At 57.5% G+C, this 20,455-nt stretch carries 16 protein-coding genes and 4 pseudogenes; 3 read left to right on the top strand and 17 right to left on the bottom strand.

Features of this window, described 5'->3' with window-relative positions:
- Nucleotides 1-183 precede the first annotated feature (183 nt).
- Nucleotides 184-345 (bottom strand): annotated as a pseudogene (locus tag LMTR3_RS37470) (transposase); the annotation flags it as partial.
- Between the two features lie 302 nt (nucleotides 346-647).
- Here LMTR3_RS37470 and LMTR3_RS36225 point away from each other — a divergent pair.
- Nucleotides 648-1,132 (top strand): annotated as a pseudogene (locus tag LMTR3_RS36225) (IS5 family transposase); the annotation flags it as partial.
- A 206-nt stretch (nucleotides 1,133-1,338) separates the two neighbouring features.
- Here the strand turns inward: LMTR3_RS36225 and LMTR3_RS38460 are convergent.
- From LMTR3_RS38460 to LMTR3_RS13025, 8 genes and pseudogenes are all read right to left on the bottom strand, one after another.
- Complete coding sequence (locus LMTR3_RS38460) at nucleotides 1,339-1,545, bottom strand: hypothetical protein (protein ID WP_065745383.1); 207 nt, start codon at nucleotides 1,543-1,545, stop codon at nucleotides 1,339-1,341.
- A 275-nt stretch (nucleotides 1,546-1,820) separates the two neighbouring features.
- Complete coding sequence (locus LMTR3_RS39790; protein WP_283809280.1) at nucleotides 1,821-1,955, bottom strand: hypothetical protein; 135 nt, start codon at nucleotides 1,953-1,955, stop codon at nucleotides 1,821-1,823.
- Nucleotides 1,956-2,086: 131 nt separating this feature from the next.
- Nucleotides 2,087-3,973 carry a sulfate adenylyltransferase subunit CysN gene (cysN, locus tag LMTR3_RS13005; RefSeq protein ID WP_065745384.1) on the bottom strand — a complete coding sequence of 629 codons (1,887 nt, stop codon included), beginning with the start codon at nucleotides 3,971-3,973 and terminating at the stop codon, nucleotides 2,087-2,089.
- Entirely contained in the window at nucleotides 3,973-4,872 is a 900-nt protein-coding gene (gene cysD, locus LMTR3_RS13010) for a sulfate adenylyltransferase subunit CysD (protein WP_065745385.1), read from the bottom strand. Before cysD ends, cysN begins: the two co-directional genes overlap by 1 nt.
- A 28-nt stretch (nucleotides 4,873-4,900) precedes the next feature.
- A pseudogene (locus LMTR3_RS39150) lies at nucleotides 4,901-5,097 on the bottom strand (inositol monophosphatase family protein); the annotation flags it as partial.
- A 722-nt stretch (nucleotides 5,098-5,819) separates the two neighbouring features.
- The gene (locus LMTR3_RS13015) at nucleotides 5,820-6,326 is read right to left on the bottom strand and encodes a cysteine hydrolase family protein (protein ID WP_065745386.1); all 507 of its coding nucleotides are present in this window, start codon (nucleotides 6,324-6,326) and stop codon (nucleotides 5,820-5,822) included.
- A gap of 69 nt (nucleotides 6,327-6,395) precedes the next feature.
- Complete coding sequence (locus LMTR3_RS13020) at nucleotides 6,396-7,034, bottom strand: acyl-homoserine-lactone synthase (protein ID WP_065745387.1); 639 nt, start codon at nucleotides 7,032-7,034, stop codon at nucleotides 6,396-6,398.
- Nucleotides 7,035-7,225: 191 nt separating this feature from the next.
- On the bottom strand, nucleotides 7,226-7,954 hold the full coding sequence (locus LMTR3_RS13025; protein ID WP_065745388.1) for an autoinducer binding domain-containing protein: 729 nt from the start codon (nucleotides 7,952-7,954) through the stop codon (nucleotides 7,226-7,228).
- 449 nt (nucleotides 7,955-8,403) lie between these two features.
- Here LMTR3_RS13025 and LMTR3_RS13030 point away from each other — a divergent pair, with 449 nt between their 5' ends.
- The gene (locus LMTR3_RS13030; RefSeq protein WP_065745389.1) at nucleotides 8,404-9,282 is read left to right on the top strand and encodes a LysR substrate-binding domain-containing protein; all 879 of its coding nucleotides are present in this window, start codon (nucleotides 8,404-8,406) and stop codon (nucleotides 9,280-9,282) included.
- A gap of 145 nt (nucleotides 9,283-9,427) precedes the next feature.
- On the opposite strand, the gene LMTR3_RS13035 is transcribed toward LMTR3_RS13030, so the two are convergent.
- From LMTR3_RS13035 to LMTR3_RS13050, 3 genes are all read right to left on the bottom strand, one after another.
- On the bottom strand, nucleotides 9,428-11,305 hold the full coding sequence (locus LMTR3_RS13035; RefSeq protein ID WP_245319842.1) for an MFS transporter: 1,878 nt from the start codon (nucleotides 11,303-11,305) through the stop codon (nucleotides 9,428-9,430).
- Nucleotides 11,302-12,216, bottom strand: coding sequence for an alpha/beta fold hydrolase (locus LMTR3_RS13045; protein ID WP_065745392.1), 915 nt, complete (start codon nucleotides 12,214-12,216; stop codon nucleotides 11,302-11,304). Before LMTR3_RS13045 ends, LMTR3_RS13035 begins: the two co-directional genes overlap by 4 nt.
- 319 nt (nucleotides 12,217-12,535) lie before the next feature.
- The gene (locus LMTR3_RS13050; protein ID WP_065745393.1) at nucleotides 12,536-12,898 is read right to left on the bottom strand and encodes a hypothetical protein; all 363 of its coding nucleotides are present in this window, start codon (nucleotides 12,896-12,898) and stop codon (nucleotides 12,536-12,538) included.
- 949 nt (nucleotides 12,899-13,847) lie between these two features.
- On the opposite strand from LMTR3_RS13050, the gene LMTR3_RS40215 reads away from it, so the two are divergent.
- Nucleotides 13,848-14,156, top strand: coding sequence for a hypothetical protein (locus LMTR3_RS40215; protein WP_502686624.1), 309 nt, complete (start codon nucleotides 13,848-13,850; stop codon nucleotides 14,154-14,156).
- 547 nt (nucleotides 14,157-14,703) lie between these two features.
- Here LMTR3_RS40215 and LMTR3_RS13055 read toward each other — a convergent pair.
- From LMTR3_RS13055 to LMTR3_RS13075, 5 genes and pseudogenes are all read right to left on the bottom strand, one after another.
- On the bottom strand, nucleotides 14,704-15,519 hold the full coding sequence (locus LMTR3_RS13055; protein ID WP_065745394.1) for a ferredoxin--NADP reductase: 816 nt from the start codon (nucleotides 15,517-15,519) through the stop codon (nucleotides 14,704-14,706).
- Between the two features lie 1,054 nt (nucleotides 15,520-16,573).
- Complete coding sequence (locus tag LMTR3_RS38465) at nucleotides 16,574-16,786, bottom strand: hypothetical protein (RefSeq protein ID WP_176721875.1); 213 nt, start codon at nucleotides 16,784-16,786, stop codon at nucleotides 16,574-16,576.
- On the bottom strand, nucleotides 16,765-16,989 hold the full coding sequence (locus LMTR3_RS38470) for a hypothetical protein (protein WP_176721876.1): 225 nt from the start codon (nucleotides 16,987-16,989) through the stop codon (nucleotides 16,765-16,767). The genes LMTR3_RS38465 and LMTR3_RS38470 overlap by 22 nt, the downstream gene beginning before the upstream one ends.
- Nucleotides 16,990-17,153: 164 nt before the next feature.
- A pseudogene (locus tag LMTR3_RS13070) lies at nucleotides 17,154-18,151 on the bottom strand (nucleotidyl transferase AbiEii/AbiGii toxin family protein).
- 836 nt (nucleotides 18,152-18,987) lie between these two features.
- Nucleotides 18,988-20,418, bottom strand: a complete 1,431-nt coding sequence (locus LMTR3_RS13075; protein WP_065745398.1) for a M20 family metallopeptidase — start codon at nucleotides 20,416-20,418, stop codon at nucleotides 18,988-18,990.
- Between the last annotated feature and the right edge of the window lie 37 nt (nucleotides 20,419-20,455).

Raw genomic sequence — 20,455 nt, forward strand, 5'->3', positions numbered from 1 at the left:
ATGTCGAGACGCTCAAAGGCGGCGGCGAACAGCAGATCGTCACGGCAGTGACTAATCTAGCGACCATCCCACTCGGCGGCCGGCATTGGGCCAGCTAACGTCTACCCTTATCGTCCGCCTGAAGCCAGTCCGCATCGCCCAGCAGCGGAACGGTTATGATTGCGGCGTCTGTGTCGTGGACGGATCAATCCAGCGCGCGCACAACACCTCATCGGAGAGCTTGTAAGTGTGCTTGAGGATGGCCAGACCCGCCATCAGCCGGGTCGGCAGCTGCGGCCGGCCCGACTTGTCCTCGTAGACCGCGCCGTACCGTTCCTCGAGGAATGACCAGTCGATCGCGCGAGCTGGTTAGATGATTGGCGCAAAGACGGTGGCCAGACCTGCTGTACCTCGACAATTTCGTGGCGGATCGGCAGGCACTCCAACGGCGATTGCGGCCTGATCCAAACTTCGGCTGATGAGGCTGGCTGGAACGGCTCTCGCTAACACCTGGCTGCGGGGTCCCAGGCGAGACCCCGCGCTGCCTAGGCTCCACACACCGACGATTATGCAACTAATTAGACGCAGCTCGGGCGACTCGGCGCCGGGGTATTTTAGGGCCAAATGGAGGCGCTGTCCCTACCGCCCGCGCTGCTAGCTCAGCATAATACCTAATCGTTGATTCTACCATCGTCCGAGCCCATCAGCACGCTGCCGGGGCTAAAAAAGGGGCCCTGAAGATCGAGCCCTCGGCCGCTCTCGCGATGCCCTGACCACCAAGGTCCACATGGCCGTTCGAGGCTTAGGATGCCCTGTGCGGTTCACACGGGCTGCGGGTTGGAAGGTGATGCACCACAAGCCGCAGCCTTGATAGAGGGTTGTCCGCGGGAGTCGTCATGCCTAACACGGCCTATGACGCGGACCACCTACGCCAAACCATCGCGCCAAGGGTGCGCTGGCTATCATTCCCAACAACCCGTCGAGGGCGCTCAAATATCCACTCGACAACCATCTTTACGCTCAGCCACATCTTGTGGAATGCTGCTTCAGCAAGCTCAAGCAGTTCCGGCGCGTAGCAACCCGCTTCGAAGAAACCGCCCGAAACTATTGCGCCGTCGTCACTCTCGCAGCCATCATGCTATCGATGCGATGAGTGTCCACACGACCTAGCGGATGCCGCAGTTGACCGTGCTCTACGCCTACACGCGTGGCTCGTGCTGTGCCTACCCGAAGATCGGATTGGGATACATGCTTCCGCATGGCGGGCTGAATTGGGGCTGATCTACCGGGATCTGCTGACTTTAGAGGAGCAGGCGATCAAAAAGAGACCCCGCGTTGTGTGGACGATCTTTCGGTTGCTTAGAGGCCCAGACTGAATGCCGCAGTTGCCGGCGCGCCGCTCGACAAGCGCCCTCGCCGCCCGCTCCGCTGCGTGCGCAGAGCGAAATGACCGCCATCAAGGCTGTCAAAAGTGCGCTCCGACGAGAAAAAGCGAAAGCCGCGCTCTTCGCGGACGACGATGCCCACGGTTTGATTAGATACTTTGATGACGTCGGCTTGGGACATGAGTACTCAATCGCCGGACTTCGGCGCTCCTGTCTAATTGTCGACTGTTTCGATTTGTCAGTACGATCCGGTCACCGCCGGGGCGTAGCGATGGGGCATGCGGCTTCACATGTCGCGCATCAAACTCCCGTCGTTCGTTCTCATTGCGGTGTCCCTGGGAAGCACACCGGCTGATAGTGGAATATCTGGCGGAACGGGCGTGCCCTCAATGAAATGGGTAACCAAAGTTGGAGCATTTGAGCGACGCCGCGTTCGCCGCAGATTGTAAAAGAAAATTATTGCGAAGCAATCAGGTGACCTACCGGCAGGAACGCGATCGCCGCGGCGATCAACACAAAGCTTAAGGCTCGACATCGACCACGGATCACGGGCAGCATGATGCCGTTGCCGCGTGCGAACAGGCGGGGCATGGAGCCCCGTATCGACCAGGTGTGCGAACCGTTGTGGTTGGTCCTCACGGCAAGCGCTTGCGGATTGGACTCTCGTTCTTTTCTTTCATCGGCTCAAGAGTTCAGGCAAGGACGGCAAATTTCGGCAAATTCTAGCGATTGCCGATGATTGCGCGGGCCCTCAGTAGATCGACCACGGCTTCCGCCAGTTGCTCGGGCGTCCGCCCCATGGTCCTGAGATGAATTTCGGGTCTTATCGGAGTTTCGTAGGGCGCATCGATGCCGGTGAAATTCTTGAGCTTGCCCGACTTCACCTTGGAATAAAGACGCTTGGGATCGCGTCGCGCGCATTCTTCGATCGGCGTGTCGACAAATACTTCGATGAACTCCTCCTTAGCAACCAGGCTGCGCACCATGTCTCGCTCGGCCCGGTAGGGTGAGATGAACGAACAGATCACGATCAAACCGCTGTCGGCCATCAACTTGGCGACTTCCCCGACACGCCGAATATTTTCGACGCGGTCGGCCTCGGTGAAGCCGAGGTCCCGGTTTAATCCGTGCCGTACGTTGTCGCCGTCCAGCAGCATGGTGTGGCGAGACATTGCGAACAGCTTTTGATCGACAATGTTGACAATCGTCGACTTGCCGGCGCCGGACAGGCCGGTGAACCAGATGATGCAAGGCTTCTGATCCTTCAGCGCGGCGCGCTCGCTCTTACCCACTGAAAGCGGTTGCCAAGCGATATTGGTAGCCCGCCGCAGCGGAAACGCGATCATGCCGGCGCCGACCGTGCGGTTGGTGTAACGGTCGATGACGATGAATGATCCGGTCTTGCGATTGACCCCGTAAGGATCGAAAGCCGCGGGCAGTGCGGTCGCGACATTGCAGAAACCGATCTCGTTGAGGCCAAGCGTCCTAGCCGCAAGGTGCTCTCGTGTGTTGACGTCGATCCGATACTTGACTGCGGTAATACTGGCCGCTGCAGTTTGCGTTCCAATGCGCAGGATGTAATTGCGTCCAGCGACGAGCGGATCCTTGTCCATCCAGATCAGATGAGCGGCGAACTGGTCGGCGACCTCCGGCTGCTCGGTCGGACGCGCCACAAGGTCGCCACGGCTGATATCGATCTCGTCTTCGACGGCAATGGTGACGGCATCGCCAGCCTCAGCACGGGGGAGATCACCGTCCTGGGTCACGATGCGCTTGACGCGCGTAGTCCGTCCAGACGCTGCGACAATGATCTCATCTCCTGCCGAGATGCTTCCGGAAGCCACCGTCCCGGCATAGCCGCGGAAGTCCAGGTTGGGCCGATTCACCCACTGGACCGGAAAGCGGAAAGCCTGACCCGCGGCGTCGGACTGGATATCGATGCTCTCCAAATAATCAAGCAGGCAAGGCCCCTGGTACCACTGGGTGTTGCCGGAGCGGTTGATGACGTTGTCGCCGTAGCGGGCGGAAATCGGGATTGCAACATTCGAGGTGAAGCCAAGACCGGCAGCGAAGGCCACATAGTCGCCGACGATCCGGTCAAAAACCTCCTTCTTGTAGCTAACGAGGTCGATCTTGTTCACTGCCAGCACGACATGGCGAATACCGAGCAGCGAACAGATGAAGGAGTGACGCTTGGTCTGGACCAGCACGCCCTTGCGGGCATCGATCAGGATGATGGCGAGCTGGGCGTTTGAGGCGCCGGTGGCCATGTTGCGGGTGTACTGCTCGTGGCCGGGCGTGTCGGCCACCATGAACGAGCGGCGCAGGGTGGTAAAGAAGCGGTAGGCCACATCGATCGTGATGCCTTGCTCCCGCTCGGCTTCAAGCCCGTCGACGACCAGCGCTAAATCGATGTCATTGCCGGTGGTGCCATGCTTGGCGCTATCGCGTGCCAGCGCCGTCAGCTGATCCTCGTAAATCATCTTGCTGTCATGCAGCAGCCGGCCGATCAGGGTCGACTTTCCGTCGTCTACCGAACCGCAGGTGATAAATCGCAGCTGGTCCTTCGTTCCGGCCTGGACAAGCTTGGTTGTCGCTTTGGACGGCATCAGAAGTAACCTTCCCGCTTCTTTCTCTCCATCGAAGCGGCTTCATCGCCATCAATCAAGCGTCCCTGGCGCTCAGATACCGTCGCAGTCTCCATTTCCGCGACGATATCCTCGATCGTGGTCGCGTCGGAGTCGATAGCACCACTCAAGGGATAGCATCCCAACGTGCGGAAACGGATCATCCGCATCTCCGGTTTCTCGTTCGACTGAAGCGGCAATCGCTTGTCGTCGACCATGATCGTTGCGCCGTTTCGCCGGACCACGGGTCTTTGCTTCGCGAAGTAGAGCGGGACGACCGGGATTCTCTCGAGCATGATGTATTCCCAGATGTCGACCTCAGTCCAATTGGACATTGCGAACACACGCATAGTTTCGCCCTGGTTGATTCGGGTGTTGAAGAGGTTCCAGAGCTCCGGTCGCTGGTTGCGCGGGTCCCACACGTGTCCGGCCGAACGGAAGGAGAAGATCCGTTCCTTCGCGCGGCTCTTTTCCTCATCACGTCGTGCTCCGCCAAACGCAGCATCGAACTGATAGAAATCGAGTGCTTGCTTCAGGGCGTCGGTCTTCATCACCTGCGTATGAAGAGCTGAGCCCGAATCGATCGGATTAATCCCGCACTCGATGCCGTCCTTGTTCACGTGGACGATCAGGTCGACGCCGAGGCGCTTGACCGTCTCATCCCGGAAAGTGATCATCTCGCGGAACTTCCAGGTCGTGTCGACGTGAAGCAGAGGAAAGGGCAACTTCGCGGGATAGAATGCCTTGATGGCAATGTGCAGCATGACACTCGAATCTTTGCCGATCGAATAGAGCATGACCGGCCGCTTGAACTCGGCGACCACGTCACGCATGATTTCGATCGATTCAGCTTCGAGGCGACGCAGATGTTTCGGCAGCATATGGCCTTCTTAGATGCAGATCTGTTCGTTAGCTGCCGTTTGACGCAGCGCGTCCGCCCCAAGCGACAAAGTCACCGTTGCGGAAGTCGGGCTTACCATAGCGTATGTTCTGTCCACAACCCTGCCGCCGGCCGCGAGCAGGACCGCATGCCCGGCAGCCGTATCCCACTCCATCGTTGGTGCTAGTCGGGGGTAGACATCCGCCTCGCCGTCCGCAATTAAACAAGGGTATATTCGGGAATGCCCCTGACGAATTCCATGATTCCGTCGCGAGGATCGACGAGCACGGCGCTCGCTTGCGATAAGCTTCGAGCCGCATGTTTCTTGTGACGACCGACAATTCGGGAAGCGTTCGCGCAAGACACGAACGGATGATCTGGTCGGCTTCAAGGTCCGCGACTGTCACTGGCGAACCATCGTCCTTGTGTTGAACGGAGGCGCGGGACGTTCATGATCGCATCGCCGGCGCGCACCGCGATGAGGCCAAAAAGCCGCGCAAGCCTGTCGAGCTCCATCCAAAGAAGGTTTTCCTCCTTATCGGACCAGGTGGGGCCCTAGCTCTACATGCCGTCATCGCGCCAGCCCTTTCCTAGCCGCTCGAAATTGACCATTTGCAAATGTTAGCAGACGGCGCGCCTCGTACAATTTTGATATGGGTAGTAGGAAGGCGGCAAAATCGCGAGCAATGTTGCAGCAGTACGTTTTCAAGATGTTTGCTGTATCCTACCCTATTGCTAGTGGACTGACGAAGGCCCGTTCATAGTATAGCTCGGGTCGATGCGAAACGTTTGGTAGCGTTGAATAGTTTGGAAGCCATCTACGTCCTTGGCCCTTTGGTGTGTCCTGGTGGGCTTGCGGGGCGGCGCTAAATGTTTGGCGCTCATTCGGCGGCTGCAGGTTCACGAGAACGGGGTGCCCCGGCTTTAGGGGTCCGATGGCAATCCAGATCACGATAGAAGCTTCTGAACCTTTTGCGTCAAAAGCGGATCATGCAAACATACCGCCCATTCCAGCAGCATCTGGCGCACCGTGGTCGCCAAGATGCCATGAAGCGCCATCCGATCCAACGCAAGTGATCGATCCGCATCGACACGCGTCGCGATAAGGTCCGACAGGAGGCGTACGTCATATCCACGCTCGGCGGCCTGCAGCGCGGCAATGAAGACATCCTCTTCGAGCCAACCTCCTCCAAAGAAAATGATACCGGTTTCGCGTGAAGCCAGATTGTCCGTAAACCGCCGATCGTGCCAAATGGAAAGAGCGTCCACGTCCAGCTGCGCCATCGAGTGCACGAGTTGCTGACCCTTTATCCCGAACGGCTGGCATTCGCCGATGAGGGTCGACGCGACGCCGAACATCTCCATGCCTGTCTGCAGCAATGAGAAACTGACATGCCGCGGGGCAAGTCCGGCCGAAGCCGGCGTCTCGCCGCGCGTCATATTGATCAAAACCACCCGACTATGTCGTGGGTCTGCGAGCATTTACGTATCAAATTACTTTTGCTGGATGCTGCTCGCGGGGCATCAGGCGGCCGCGTCAACAAGATCCGCTGGCACAAGCACGGGGCCGTTGACGTCGGCTTGTTCGTACATCCTGTGAAGCGTTTGTTCTGACATGTCGAGAAAGCCGGCGACCGCTATGGTCGATCCGACCTGCTGCGGAGCAGCGATCCGTCTCAATGGCCAGCCCGCTCGCCGGAGAATGCGCTCCATACGTGTATCAGTGACTGTCACGATGCTGTCTGCGCGCGCGCCGCGTGCTGCCTCCATCATGGCGGCAAAAAGGATAAACGTCGCGCGGTTGAGACTATTGGCCGCCTGCTCCGCAACAAGACTGGTGTCGACGCAAAAGCGTGAGCTTTCGAGAATTCTTTCGGCATGCGGCGCTGGCGTCCCGCCGAGCAGAACGGGAAAGGTATCGGCCAACATGGTTGGTCCGGTCGTCGGAAGCAGACGAACCGAACCAACCGGCTCTCCGGCGTCTGCCACCAGAATGAGGTAAGTCGGTCCGAGAGTGTCATACACATCGAGCTCGAATTCACCCGAGACCGACACTGACCAGTCGAGCCTATCCTTGAAGACACGGCGCCGCAGCCGGTACATCGCCGCGAGCAACTCCAGATGACGACCAAATTGAGAGGTGTGAAGTGCGATGGCATGCATAGCGACCTCCTGAAATTATCGGGAGGCCTCAAAACCAGAAAGAGAGTTGCTAATCGCCTGTCAAATTTTACAGGTACCTCTTGTTCAGTTTGATTACGTTAGACCATTTTGGACAGAACACAATACAACATGCCCGGCGCGACGAGCGCCAGGTCTGTTGTGCATCTCGCGAAATGGGAGTGTGTGGATGATTAGGACAACAAACCGCGCCGCAGCGCCTCGGCGACGCATTGAGCAATTGATGCTGCACCTAGTTTGCTGCGTGCGTTATCAAGATGAAACACGACAGTTCGCGGTGCAATCTGGACCAGCACCGCGATATCGGCGACAGTTTTTCCGCGCGCGATCCATGCAAGGCACTGGCGCTCGCGCTGACTGAGCTCACTTGCGACGAGTTTACTGGCAGAGAGTACGTCAAGTCTGGCGGCGACATAACAATGAAAGTGCAACCCGACGAGTTGTATGAGATCCTTCCCGTCGGCCACGAGCCGCTCGGGGTGAAGATCGCGGTCGCCCGTCGCCAGCGTAAATGCAGCCATTCGGCCAAATCCACCCCTGATTGGCACAGTTATGCCTGACCTAATTCCGAAAGTCGTCGCTTCATCGAAGAACCGGCGCTGCTCGCGATTTCCGGCCACGGCTGACGCCTCGCCTCCCCAGCTGAACAGCGCGTGCTCGGCACGCGCGCGGCGCACCACGGGATCGAGCTGCTGATATCCGAGTTGGAAGTACCGGCTGGTCCAGGATTTGGGATAGGACGAGATCAACATGGGCGTCTCGCCGGTCAGGCGCAGGTAGGCAAATCGCTGGAAGCCAAGCCTCTGTGTCAGCCGCATTGCGACGCGCTCGAATTCATCCTCGCTGGTTGCGGTTTGGATGGCATCAATAAATTCCTGGAAGATGCATTCGACCGGGCTCATTCCGGCTCTACCATTTGAACATAATCACGTGCTTCCTAATGACCCCACCGCCGCCGTTGGCGAAGAAGCTGCTCGGCCTAGCAGGTCGCACGAGCTTCCGCCAGAACAGCCAGGCGCTCGAGACCGGGTGGCCGAGGTGGAGGCGAACGTAAAGGCCCTGCCCGCGGATGTACCGGCATTATTTTATGCAACCCATTCAACAGGATTTCGAGCGAACTCGGAAAAGCCGTGCGAATTGTGAGCCCCGCTAACAGCCTAAATTGCCATCTAATCGTTATTTCTAACTGACAACCTGCAACGCAGCCTTACAACAGCTGGAGAATCTCTTACAATCAACCTTGTTGTGGTTTTCGTCGAAAAACTTTCAATCGCGCGAGATAACCGCGTTTTTTCGTCATCTGGAAGGTATCATTTATTGAGATCAATGTTAGAGAATCTAACACCTAAGCATGCGCAAAATTCCACCTTTTACCGCTCTTCGTGCCTTTGAGGCGGTGTCACGACATGAAAGCGTCACGCAAGCTGCCGCTGAACTGAATGTCAGCCACAGCGCTGTCAGCCAACAGCTGCGGCTGCTAGAAGGATATTTCTCTTGCAAATTGGTGCGGAAGGCTGGCAACCGCATTGAATTGACGCCTGCAGCACGTTCTTACGCTCATGATGTACGCAAGAGCCTCGATCTGTTGGCCGTTGCTTCGGAGGACTTTGCCAGCTCCGGCTCCGCACACTGCATCCGCATCAACGCGACGCCATCGTTTGCGATGCGATGGCTGATCCCCCGTATCGCAGCCTTTCAGCGACTGAATCCGCGTATCGAAATCCGGCTTGAAACCTCTAACACCGATGAGTTCGAGTCGAGCGTCGACCAGAGCGATCTTGTCATCCGGTGCTATCCTATGAAAAAGGCCGGATTAGCTTGCCGTCATCTTCTGCATGACGAAGCCGTGGCGGTCGTCTCGCCAGGGCTGCTGTCCGAATTGAAAGTACGCCATGCGAAGGATTTGACGCGGTGCCCACTGCTGCACATGAAAAGCCGTATCTCGGCTTGGCCGGACTGGTTCCGTAAGGCTGGTATAGATGTCAGTCAGACGCCGCGTGGCCAAGTCTTTGACTACTTTTTCCTCTGCATAGAGGCAGCAATCAATGGCTATGGTATTGCTCTTGTGCCGGAGGCTCTCGTTTCGCTCGACGTTGCAGAACGGCGCCTTGGAATTCTTTTTCCTCAATCACGCATTATTGGCGCTGGGTTCTACGGCCTATTCAACCCCTCAGCGCGCAAAGCCAAAAGTGTTGAGCAGTTTACCACATGGCTGACGCAAGAAGACTAGCTCCACTTGAAGACGTTGGCTGAAGAGTTGAGTGGCCCTGCCAGCAATAGCAACTTCGCAGCAACCGGGAACGTCAGGCTGAAGAGCGCCCCACACCAACCGTGGATCTCGGCGGCGCCGCTTTCGTCCACATCTTGCAGAGCTTCTAGAGCGGCCGCTCGCTCCCGGCACCACTGCCTCGTAGAGGTACAGGGATAATAAACCAGAACCATGCTCCGAGCTGAACTGCAAGGTTGACTGCAAAGGCTATCTGGTAAGCAATTTCCGGGTAGTGGCCCTGCTGAGGTGTCCAATACTGAATCAAGAAACCCACCAGATACTGGACCAGAAAGGCGCAACCGATGTGAAAGACGTTGAGCGCCGCGGTGGCACGTCCAGCAAGCTCTTTTGGGAAAAACTCGCCCAAAATCGCGTAGCTAAGGACGGTCGCCGCCCCGCAGGCAGCGACAATCATCCACGGAACAGATGATGGCAAAGGTACTCGCAGGATCACTGCCAATTGGGCTACGAAGAACAGAAGTGCGACCAAGCCCAAGAGCGGTCGAGGGCTTATCCCGTGTCGACGAAGCTTTTGAGCCGCAACGCCTAGAACCAGGGCGCCCGCACTCGATGCGATTGCCATGACAAAGAGATTGCGAAGCAATTCCGATCGGTCCAGGCCCTCGACATCGGCGAACCACTGGGTAGCCCACAGCCCCTGTAAAGCCCAGGCCGTACCAATGCAGGTTGCAGAGAGCGGCGCCAAACGCCAGAAGCGAGGGTCTGAATAAATCATTCGTAGTCCAATGGTAGTCCCCTTCGCGGCGAATGAGCACGTGCCCTTTGGCACGAGAAGGAAAATTGCGAGGGCGCATCCAACCGATGCAATGGCTAAGAGCTCAAACAATCCCCGCCAGCCGATCGACACGAGCAGGTATTCGGCCGGCAATGTTGCCGTCACGGCGCCAAAGGACCCTAGCATGATCATCAAGCCATTGAGCAGAGGCACCTGCTCGGCGGGAAACCAGAGAACGACGGCTTTCAATCCGGCCGTCAATGCTGCAGAAGCGCCAAAGCCGATTAACGCTCGGCCGAGAAGAAGAAGCCAAAAGTTGTCGGAGACGGCAAATAGCGCTGCCCCGGCGGCTGCGGCCATCAGCACGACACTCTGGATTTTTCGTGGACCGTATCGGTCCACTAACACCCCAATAGGAATCTGGGCGGCCGCGAAGGTCAGGAAGTAGATGGACGTCAGGAGACCGAGGTCGTCGGCACCCAGTCCAAACTCATAGGTTAATGGTGCAGCTATGGTCGCGTTTATGGTGCGAAAGAGAAAAGAAAGATAGTAAGCTGCGACGAAGGGTAAGAAGACGCGCAAAACTAAAAGCCAATCTGTGGAGAAGGCTCGTGACAGCTGCGGCCCCGTAGCACGCCATGGCGCCAGAAACGGCCGCCATATCGCGCCAGCCATTGTTTGTTCTGCTCTTGTATCGAGTTCGCGATCGAAGGCTGCGCCTCGAGCAACAGGCGGAGATTGTGGTTTGTTGCCGGCGACAGGCGCCGCAACGCCGTTTGGTTCCTGGTGTGTGGAGCGGGCCGACCCTTCTTGCCTCACCGGTTGTGTTGCAAAATGCGCCGGATCAGTCGAATTCACCCGCTCAATTGTTTCCTTGATGAGCGACGTTCCTAGATGAACCCGCCTTGTCACCTGTGCAGCAAATTCGTCGAAGCGCGCGAGTCCCAGGGTACAGGCGGCAGGTTGGTCGGCGGCTGCAAGCGGAGGCGTGACGGCGAGAAGAAATCGAGCCTGAAGCGCAACAGTCTCACTCACAATCCGCAACTCTTGATGAAGCTGTTCGAGGTTCTGGTTGATGGCGTTCAGCCGGCGATCAACCGAGGGATCATCGACGTCATGATCTGGCCCGAAGAAATCAGCGAGGGCAGCCTCAATGATCTCCGATTTGGTGGCCCCGGGACGTTGCGCTGCGACTGCGAGCCGCGCGGCGACGGGCTCGGAAAGGTAGATAGCGATCCATGACTTCATGGAAGCGCTCCGTCGAAATTCAATCGAGCGGCCGTTGAATTCTCATATCCCGAGACGGGCTGTTTCCGCCGGTCGATATGACCCCAGCTTCCTCGCTCGACGGCGCTGAAGAACGCTTCAATCTGCGCGTTGAAGGCTGCAGGTTCTTCGAGATTGATGGCATGGCCCGTATTGGGGCACACCCAAATGCCGGCGGCGGGAATTGTGGATTTGAGCATCAGGCCGGTTTCTAAACATGGCTTGTCTTCGTCACCCACGGTGAGCAGCACCGGCACCGTCATCCGTGAAAATTCATCGCGGAAGTTGTGCAAGGACGGTCGCACGGCTTGGCACTGGAGCAAGGTATTGGCCATACCCTGCGCCGAATGCTGCTTGAGCCGGTTTACAAACTCCTGCCAGCCCTTCGGATCCTTGTGTTTCAGTTGAATTCGCGTGAAGTGGCGTGCCATTTTCTCTGCCATGGCATCCATACCTCGCGCCGCCAATGCGCGCGCGAGAACAGACGTGTTCTTCAACCACCTTTCACGATCCGAGGCTGGAGATCCCGCCCCTGCTCCGGCTGCGACAATCGCGCTGCTCTTTTCGCGGTATCGCAACCCAAACAGCAGAGCAGCATAGGCGCCCATGCTAGATCCAACTATGTGGGCGCGCCCGATCGAGAGATCGCGCATGACGATGCCGATGTCCTCTACGGCGACCTGCCAGCCGTATATGGCGGGATCATCAGGAACGTCGCTCGGTGGATATCCACGCGCGTTATAGGCAATGCACCTATAGCCACGCGAAAAATAACGGATCTGCGCTTCCCAGCTGTGCAGGTCGGATTCGAATTCATGAACGAAAATGATTGGATAGCCCCGCCCACATTCCTCGAAATACAGCCTTATTCCACCTGAATCGATATAAGGCATCGCCACCCCTTTTCTTGGCGAGCGGCAAGACATTGCCGCGCATCGGGTGGCGTTGTGGATGAGCAGGGATAAGAATGGAGGTGTCGATTACCGGCGAATCGGATTTCGACACACTTCTCTTGTCTGGCGCGCGAGCGTGCCGCCGACCCCACGGACTACGAAGCCTTCCAGCGAGACATCCTGCAACAGATCGCCGAGGCGACCTCGCTATCCTACGAGCAGCTCGAGCCCAGACTGATCGCGCCGGCACCGGTGCCGACCTGACAGGAATGGTATCGCGGCGTGCAAATGCTGATCGATCAGGCTCCCGACGGCATCGTCAGTGGCCTGTCTCGTTGTCCCACATGACCCATCGACGTACGTGTTCGCCTTTGGTGTTGAACTCGACGTTTTTCCATTGCCTGCCAGCAGAGGAGTAGGTTCTGAACGGATTATCATAGATCGCGTTGGAGTAGCCGATCGGAACGCCCCGCTCGTAAATGACCACTCGCTTGACATGGACAGGAAGCCATAAGCAGGCGAAGAACGAGCCGGGCGTCGCCGTCGGCAAAATTAGATAGATCGGAGCGATATCGTCGCGGTTGGGGACTTCTTCGACGTAGCTAACCTTGAAATAGTATGCCAGCGAAAAATAGGAGCCCGTCGCCAGGGCGACGGCAAGCGCAATCTTAAACTTCCTCATTTGCGATCCGGGGGGAACGCATATCGGCGATGTAGACAGCCACCACGCCGATTGCGAACAGGAAACGTCGCGCAAAACCCGCGGTGCGTCCGATCGCTGCCGATTGCACCAAGCCGCGACATAGTCGCAGCCCGGCGCATGGTTGCCAGAACCCCAGATCAGTCCGCATAGCGCCAATGCGAGCAACGCCAATGCGGCTACCGATACGATCGATCGCCGACGCGCGCGCTCGGAAGGTAATTGTCCATCATTGGAAGTTGCCCCAGCAGAGTCATTTCGCCCCGATTGATCCCGGAGAAGCCGGCTTGGGACGCCGAGGGGACAGGGCGGGGACAAATCGTCTCTACCCCGATGTTCCCGCTGATCTGCGGCGAATGACGGCGGGCTCGCGCCGAAATTCACAGGCGGAACGGGGACAAACGCGAATGTCCCGCTAAAATTCTCGGGGGACCGCGACCAGCGCGGCCTCGATGGCGATCTCTGAGCGCCGCAACGACCGACCCGCAGCCTCTGGCCCGCAGCGTCAGCGGAGGATGGCAGGCTGAGCGATCTTGTTGCCTCGCGAGGAATGCCGCCGCTTGGCGGCAGGGCGCGAACGAGCCATTGCGGGTAAGGGCCGGCGAACGCGGTGAGCGCTTTGTGGCGCGTGATCCGTCAGCAGGAGGCCGATATGGACGTGGGCGCAAACAGCAGCAGCTTACAGGAACTCATCACTGCCATGATGACAACACCACTCTGCAACAGAAGCTCAAGGCGGGGCGGCCTTTTGTATTCCAATTGAGCCTCCGCCCGAGGATTGACCATCGGTGCGAAGCGCTCGGGCCCGCGCTACAATTGAGAGGCGTCGACCTCCTCGTCCGGGAAGTTCTCGCGTCCAGCTCCAGCCGGTTCTTCGCCTCTTCTCTCATGTGATTAGCACGTAGTCTTCGAACGTGCTCGAGGAGCTGACATGCGTCTCGATCAGCTGCCGCAGCTCGTGCCTGATCTGGTATTTGCTGACGGTCATTTGCCTTGCCTATCATTGCTGGATTCGAGATTCAACTTGTCGAACTGGCGCGTCGAAACGTTTGATGAAGGTGCAGAACTGCAATCAACATTGCGGTTGGAGCCAAGAACATTCAGCGCAAGGACAAGCGTAGCAGAAATCCCAGCCGCGATCAGGGCGTACTCAATTGAGCTCGCCCCAACCTTGTCCTGCCAAAAACGTAGAAGAGGAGATGACTTCATTGCAATGCCATTTTCCCGGTTGGACCGCTAGCGCATTCCGTTCGACCGCTCCCGCCAGTCATTCGCTTGGGCTGCGTGCGGTCCATCCAAAAATGATGCCCGATGCTCGCTCATCTGAGTTTGAGAAATAGTTCAAGATTGGCCCTGTTAGAAGCTGACCAATGCCGCACAACACAGACAACGCGACAACCACAGCGTAGAGATATGCCGCAAGTTGAGACCAGAATTCACCGTCACGATTGAACATTAGCCCTCATATACAGACCGCGCCTCCGACTAAAATTAAGAGCCCGTCCCCACGGAACTGGAGTGGCTGGTCCCCTGCCTCCCAAAGCCTGGAAGCCACGCTGCTGGGAAACAGAGCGCACTTCGGCATCGCTCAGAGACTCACAAGCCTTCCGATTTTCCGCTCCTGGCGCTCTTTACGACGGTTGAAAGATAATTTCAGAAAGCTGCACAACCTGCCGTTTGAGAAACGCAACCAGCTGTGTGAGACGAAGAATCTCTTGCTTGCAGCGCTCCAGCTCGCGCTGTTCGTCTGTCATTTCAGATGCTTCATGGCGATTCCTACTTGCCCGTCATGATGGATGTAGACCCCCTGGCCTAGCAGAGCTCAAATTATTTCGTTCGGCGAACTCCTTTTCGAACACGAATTGCGCCGGCTCGCCGTGATTGCCTTCGATAAACCCCTTCGCCACCAATAGCTCGCGGGCATCGCGCACCAGGGCGGGGCTGCCACATATCATGACGCGGTCATGCTGCGGGTCGAGTTCCGGCAGCTCGATGTCTGAAAACAGCTTGCCTGACACGATCAGGTCGGTGATCCGTCCACGGTTGCAGAAGCGATCGCGCGTCACGGTTGGATGATAGATCAACTGGTAGCGCGCAAAGTCGCCGACCAGCTCGTCGCTCGGCAGTTTTCCCGTGATCATCTCGCCATAGGCGAGATCCGCGATACGGCGGCAGCCATGCAGCAGCACGACATTCTTGAATCGCAGATAGGTTGCAGGATCCTTGATCACGCTTAGGAACGGCGCAAGCCCGGTGCCGGTACCGATCAGATAGAGATTGCGCCCGTACTCGAGATTATCGATGACCAGCGTCCCCCTAGCCTTGCGGCTGACGATGATCTCGTCACCCTCCTTCAGTTGCTGCAGACGCGAGGTTAAGGGACCACCCGGCACTTTGATCGAGAAGAATTCCAGCCGTTCCTCGTAATGGGCGCTGGCCAGGTTGCACGCACGCAGCAGCGGCTTCTCGTCGATCTTGAGCCCGATCTTGGTGAATTCGCCGCTACGGAAGCGGAACGACGGATCCCGCGTGGTGGTGAAGCTGACGAGATTGTCGGTCCAGTGATGGACGCTCAGCACGCGTTCCTGGTTGAAATTGCTCATCTCACACTCCCGCGAAACTACCCGCGGGTCCGCGCGAGTACGAAGTGTCTGCACGGGTTTTCCAAATAATACTGCGAGCACCAGCTGAGGCTCTCGATGCACTATCGTCGGACCGATAGGTTCACACCCTCAACTGCTTTGGCTTTCAAGATCGGCCTGTGCCCCCGCCTGCAGCAATCAACCCGGCCGCTGACCATTCACAACATCTCAAATCGCTTGACTCGTTTAGCCCGCCGGGCATCTGCGTTGCTAAGATAATGAGTTTTTCCTCCAGGTTCACGCCGGGCAGGTTGGCTGGCTTTGCCAGCCCACATCCTGCCAAGTGGGCGTGCCATCGCAGAACGCAATGGCAAATTTGGGCACACCTTTGCTCCGACAAACACAGTACGTAACGAACGAAGAATCCCGTTTCTCACCTGAGTGTGTCGTCTCGGCTTCAGATTCCTTAGAACCTTGTGCTCTGTTGCAAAGCTGCTGGAACCGACCCCAACGAAGATCGACGCTTCGCCGAGGTAACACCCGCCGAACATGCGCTCTGCGAGCGCCTGTCGTTGGTGTGGGTCTGACTGTAACAATATTGTAATGTTGATTTATGCAATGACCCGCGTGATTACGCCTAAATCCTGCATTGGGGGGTCGCCTTCGATGGATTTCACGGCATAGCGATCCCACCTGCTCCCGAACGGTCCCGATCAGTGGACAGCAGGCGGCGTGACGCCACGTGCTCGGTCCGATGCAGAACGCCGCATGCTTCAGCCTCCACTCGAGCCAAGGAGGGAATCGGAAACAAAGGAGTGCATGAGCGCGGACTCCAAAGTCTGCATCGAGCGGCAGTTCGGCAGAATAGAACGCCCCTAGCTGCGGCGCCTCTTTGAGCCAAAGGTGATGTTGCGCTCCCTGAATTCGCACTACAGCATAACAACATCGGATGCGTTTCTGATGCTGCCGATGCAAGGTCAGCAAGCGGTAGCGCCGCGGCGTTGATTTGCGAGGCAGACGCGCTCCGCATGACTGGCACTAGCCTCGCACCTCGGGTGCCCCAAGAGCAACTTGCCTAGATGCCGGCAGTGACCGCTGATATATTGGTGGCCTTGAGAGGCGATCTGAGAACCCGACAATTGATCTTCGCGATCGGCTGGCCGAAGCGCTGGGTATCCGGAAGCGAGATATGGGGGAAGTGAAATGCGAGATGCGGCAGCGCCGGCACCTCGATGCGCGGCACGGCCTCGACGACGTCGTCACGCGTCAGTTGCACCTCGATGTGCACCACGGCATCCAGCCCGCCAGCGGCCAGGGGCGAAGAAAAGCCGCCTGAAAAAAAACCGCCTTCGCGCGGGCCCGAAATACCGGTTCATCGGAATTTACCTCTCCAAGCAGTCCGGCCGGGTTCAGCTCCAGATCGAACTCGGTGTTGACGCCGGCAACTCCGGTGATCCCCAGAAAATGGGCAACAACGCCATTCTGGTTCATTCCGTCAGCCTTCACGCGAAGGCTGCGGAGCTGGTCGTGCAGCTTGTTGAGCTCGATTGCAGCGAGACGCTTTGCTTCTCCGCCTGCCTGCTCGACCGCCTCTTCCCAGGTGAAGGCGACGGGCGCATGCCATGGCCTGCGTATTCTGCCAGGTAATGAGGCTCTTAAGTCGCGTCGTTCGCTCGCTTTTCGATATCGGCACACCGCCGCATTAGGTCATTAAATGCTTCGGGCTCATCGAGCAAAAGCCCGTCTTCGACCATGTGATTGTAGTCCTGCTCCAACACGGTTCGCGTTTGTCCTTCGGGAACGCGCTTCAAGACGCCCCCGACTGCCTTGTGATAGTCAATTACGGCTCCTGCACGGTCCTTTTCCGAGAAGAACCATGTCTTGTGCTCTGCCACCGTTGCGGCAAGCTTTCGGTCTTTGAAAGCCGCATTGGCGATCCCTGCCTCGTCCAATCTTACAATGTCGTACCAGTGGCGAGCAAAACGCTCGCCTCGTAGTTTGCCTTGGACGCAAAAAACATGGATCGCAGTTGCCTTCTCCCAGAAGATGCGCTCCGCTTTCATGGTTTTCGGCTTGGCAATTGGAAATTCGAGAGCTTCAAGATAATGGGCGGCGTCGCAAACCACGTCATGAAGCTCGCTCGGCTCGCCCGTGGACCTTGCGCCGAATTCAAGCATGACGCTGGGGCTCACATAGCCATTGCCTGTCTCCAAGGGATCGTATCTTACGAAGATTTTGTCGCCGCCGGCTTCCGCCCTTGCACCCAGCTTGTCGTTTTCGAGGCATTGACTGACAACGGAAAGCGCCTTTTCTTTCACCCAAACTGGAAGACGCTCGCGAACCTGGTCACTCCACTTCTTGCCTGACTGCGGCTCTGAGGGACGGGATTGCTCTCGCTTGTTTTCACAAGATCTGGAGCTATCGCCCGAATGTCGTAGGTAAGGTCGACGTCTTCCGAGAAGCGGCGGATTGCGCCGTATGCCTTCGAAAGGGATGTTCCGCCTTTGAAAACGAGGTGCTCTCCCAGCGGTGAGGAAAAGAGTGCGTTCAAGCACCAAACAACCCAGACATCTTTCTCAAGAAGATGTGCCGGTCCGACTTCAAGCAAGGACCTGATTGTCCGTCGATTCGAGGGCTGGCCTTCGGCTGCTATGAGGTCACCCGCCGCGACGAGATCGTGGCACAATGCGCGCTCGCTTCCGATACGGACGGGCTCTAACGCTAAGATTACGCATATGACAACGCTTCTGATTCATCCAGTTGTGTGTACTTTCCCCACGATGACGACGCTCTCTATGGCGTCCTAAAGCAGGACATGGGCGCGCGCGGTCAGCGGCTCCCGATCGTTCTGTTCGAAGGACTGCGGTCTCACATAATACGGCTTTGAAGATGAAGGAGAGTGTTCCGCCGACTTGCGATTCGTCAGGCCGCTGAGAGGCTCACGTCCGTTCCGATTTTCCGGTCATCGGCGCCTTCTACGATGTTGTGTAGGACAGCGTCAGAAAGCTGCACAACCAGCTGTTTGAGATACGCAATTTCTTGCTTGCACCGCTCCAGCTCTCGCTATTCGTCTGTCTTACCAATACTTCATTGCGGATTCCCATCGGCATGATTCATGTTGAACGTTTGTCCGACCATGTGAGCGCGGATGACGAATTCGACGCGCTCTCACGCAGACACCAATGGCAAACTGAGGGCTTTGCGCCGGCAAGTACCGTACGAAACGAACGAATGATCTCGCTCCTCACCCTAGCGCATTGCCCCGACAGATCGGATCGGTTCGTACAAAGCCCCCTATCACTCGCTTTGAATTTTAGGCTCTGCGCAGCAGCCCCTGCTGGTTAGTCCGAAGCGGCAGTATGCGGCTTTGCCGATTTCGCGTTAGCAAAATGGTTACCGTCAAGTGCAACAGCCGGGCCCTCGAGCGGCAGCGTTAGCACTTCGAACGGAGGCGCAGTGTTAGTTCATCCGAGGCAACGACGATCAGGCTCAAGGAAGTCGACCGAAGCGAACCTTGGTTGAGCCCAAACTAGTTGACGCCTCCGGTACGGTATCCTGCTCACCAAGATCCCAATACAAGCCGGCCATAATCCCAAGCGCTTCACGCACCAGCTCGATCGGCAGGTGCTCGTCGCTGGCATGCTGTCGGCATCCAGGATGCGCGTGAGGCACCCACAGCGTTGGTAAACTCAGAACACTGGCAAAAATATCGTTGGGGAGCGATCCGCCGAGATTGGGCAGAATGGCCGGCACCTTTTCCGTCGTTCGGATGATCGAAGCTTCGGCCCACCGCACCCAAGGATTTTCAGGATCCAAGCGGGTGGCTAGAAACAAGCCGTCGTCGGGACTTGGCGCCACCTCAACCGCGTCGAGGCCGTGTCGGGCCAGATGCCGCCGAAGCGCTGGCAAAATATCTTCATGATCGACGCCGACAACGAAGCGGAGCTGACAGCGGGCCCAGGCACTCGGAGGAATGGCGCTGACCGGTGCTTCCGGATTTCCCGACTTCATGGCGAGAACATCGAACGAGCACCAGCCGTACACCTGCTCTGCTGGGCTCAGTCCCGGTTCGCCCCAACCCGGATCGATCTCAGGTCCTCCAAGTCCCCCGTCAATGACACAATCAGCAAGCACCCGCCGTAGGGACTGAGGCAACTCACTCGGAATCCATTCTGGAATCAGAATGCGGCCGGTCGGAGAGACGATCGTCGCCAACGCATGTGCAAACTGGATTGCGGGATCAGAAAGCAAACCACCCCAATTGCCCGAATGGTGTGCGCTCGCACGCGCCTTGATGTAAATGTCGAACGTGAGACATCCGCGCGAACCCAGGAATATGGTGGGCCGATGCTCAGACAACCGCGGTCCGTCGGACGCAACGAGAAGGTCAGCAGACAGTAGCTCCTTGTGCGTCGTACATAGTTCGCGGAGGCCGGGCGAGTCGATCTCTTCTTCCATCTCTATGAGGTACTTTACGTTGAAACCTAGCCGACCTCTCGTCTCAAGAACGGCGCGAAGACCGGCGATATTGATGGCATGCTGACCCTTATTGTCCGCGACACCACGCCCATACCAGCGTTCATCGGCCTCAACGAGAAGCCACGGTGAAATCCCCTTGCTCCAGCAATCGTCGTGACCCCAAACCACATCACCATGGCCATATCCCAGCACCGTCAGCAATTTTCGACCTTCTATGCGCTCGGCGTACAGGAAATGAGCGTTCCCAACGGTCAAAAGCCGGCAGTCACAGCCGAAATCTTCAAAGATGCGCCGGAGCTCGTCGAGATACTTGATGATCTGCAGTTTTCGCTCGGGGTTCTGACTCTCGGAAGGAATGGCTAAGAGGCGCGACAGCACGGCCTTGAAGCATCCTGAATCGAGATGGTCTCTCGCGCGCGCGATCGCGGCGTTCCGAGTCATTTCGAGTAGCTCCTGCTACACCATGCGGGACGGTCAG

It is taken from the genome of Bradyrhizobium sp. LMTR 3, from assembly GCF_001693485.1.
In the GTDB taxonomy this organism is placed as follows: domain Bacteria; phylum Pseudomonadota; class Alphaproteobacteria; order Rhizobiales; family Xanthobacteraceae; genus Bradyrhizobium.

Bases quoted from the DNA above. Each gene is read 5' to 3' on its own strand.
- LMTR3_RS38470 (WP_176721876.1), bottom strand. From the start codon at position 16,989: ATGAACCAGAATGGCGTTGTTGCCCATTTTCTGGGGATCACCGGAGTT.
- LMTR3_RS38460 (WP_065745383.1), bottom strand. From the start codon at position 1,545: ATGTCCCAAGCCGACGTCATCAAAGTATCTAATCAAACCGTGGGCATC.
- cysN (WP_065745384.1), bottom strand. From the start codon at position 3,973: ATGCCGTCCAAAGCGACAACCAAGCTTGTCCAGGCCGGAACGAAGGAC.
- LMTR3_RS13030 (WP_065745389.1), top strand. From the start codon at position 8,404: ATGCGCAAAATTCCACCTTTTACCGCTCTTCGTGCCTTTGAGGCGGTG.
- LMTR3_RS13045 (WP_065745392.1), bottom strand. From the start codon at position 12,216: ATGCCTTATATCGATTCAGGTGGAATAAGGCTGTATTTCGAGGAATGT.
- LMTR3_RS13075 (WP_065745398.1), bottom strand. From the start codon at position 20,418: ATGACTCGGAACGCCGCGATCGCGCGCGCGAGAGACCATCTCGATTCA.
- LMTR3_RS39790 (WP_283809280.1), bottom strand. From the start codon at position 1,955: ATGCCCCGCCTGTTCGCACGCGGCAACGGCATCATGCTGCCCGTGATC.
- LMTR3_RS13020 (WP_065745387.1), bottom strand. From the start codon at position 7,034: ATGCATGCCATCGCACTTCACACCTCTCAATTTGGTCGTCATCTGGAG.
- LMTR3_RS13055 (WP_065745394.1), bottom strand. From the start codon at position 15,519: ATGAGCAATTTCAACCAGGAACGCGTGCTGAGCGTCCATCACTGGACC.
- LMTR3_RS13050 (WP_065745393.1), bottom strand. From the start codon at position 12,898: ATGAGGAAGTTTAAGATTGCGCTTGCCGTCGCCCTGGCGACGGGCTCC.
- LMTR3_RS13035 (WP_245319842.1), bottom strand. From the start codon at position 11,305: ATGAAGTCATGGATCGCTATCTACCTTTCCGAGCCCGTCGCCGCGCGG.
- LMTR3_RS40215 (WP_502686624.1), top strand. From the start codon at position 13,848: ATGCGTCTCGATCAGCTGCCGCAGCTCGTGCCTGATCTGGTATTTGCT.
- LMTR3_RS13025 (WP_065745388.1), bottom strand. From the start codon at position 7,954: ATGAGCCCGGTCGAATGCATCTTCCAGGAATTTATTGATGCCATCCAA.
- cysD (WP_065745385.1), bottom strand. From the start codon at position 4,872: ATGCTGCCGAAACATCTGCGTCGCCTCGAAGCTGAATCGATCGAAATC.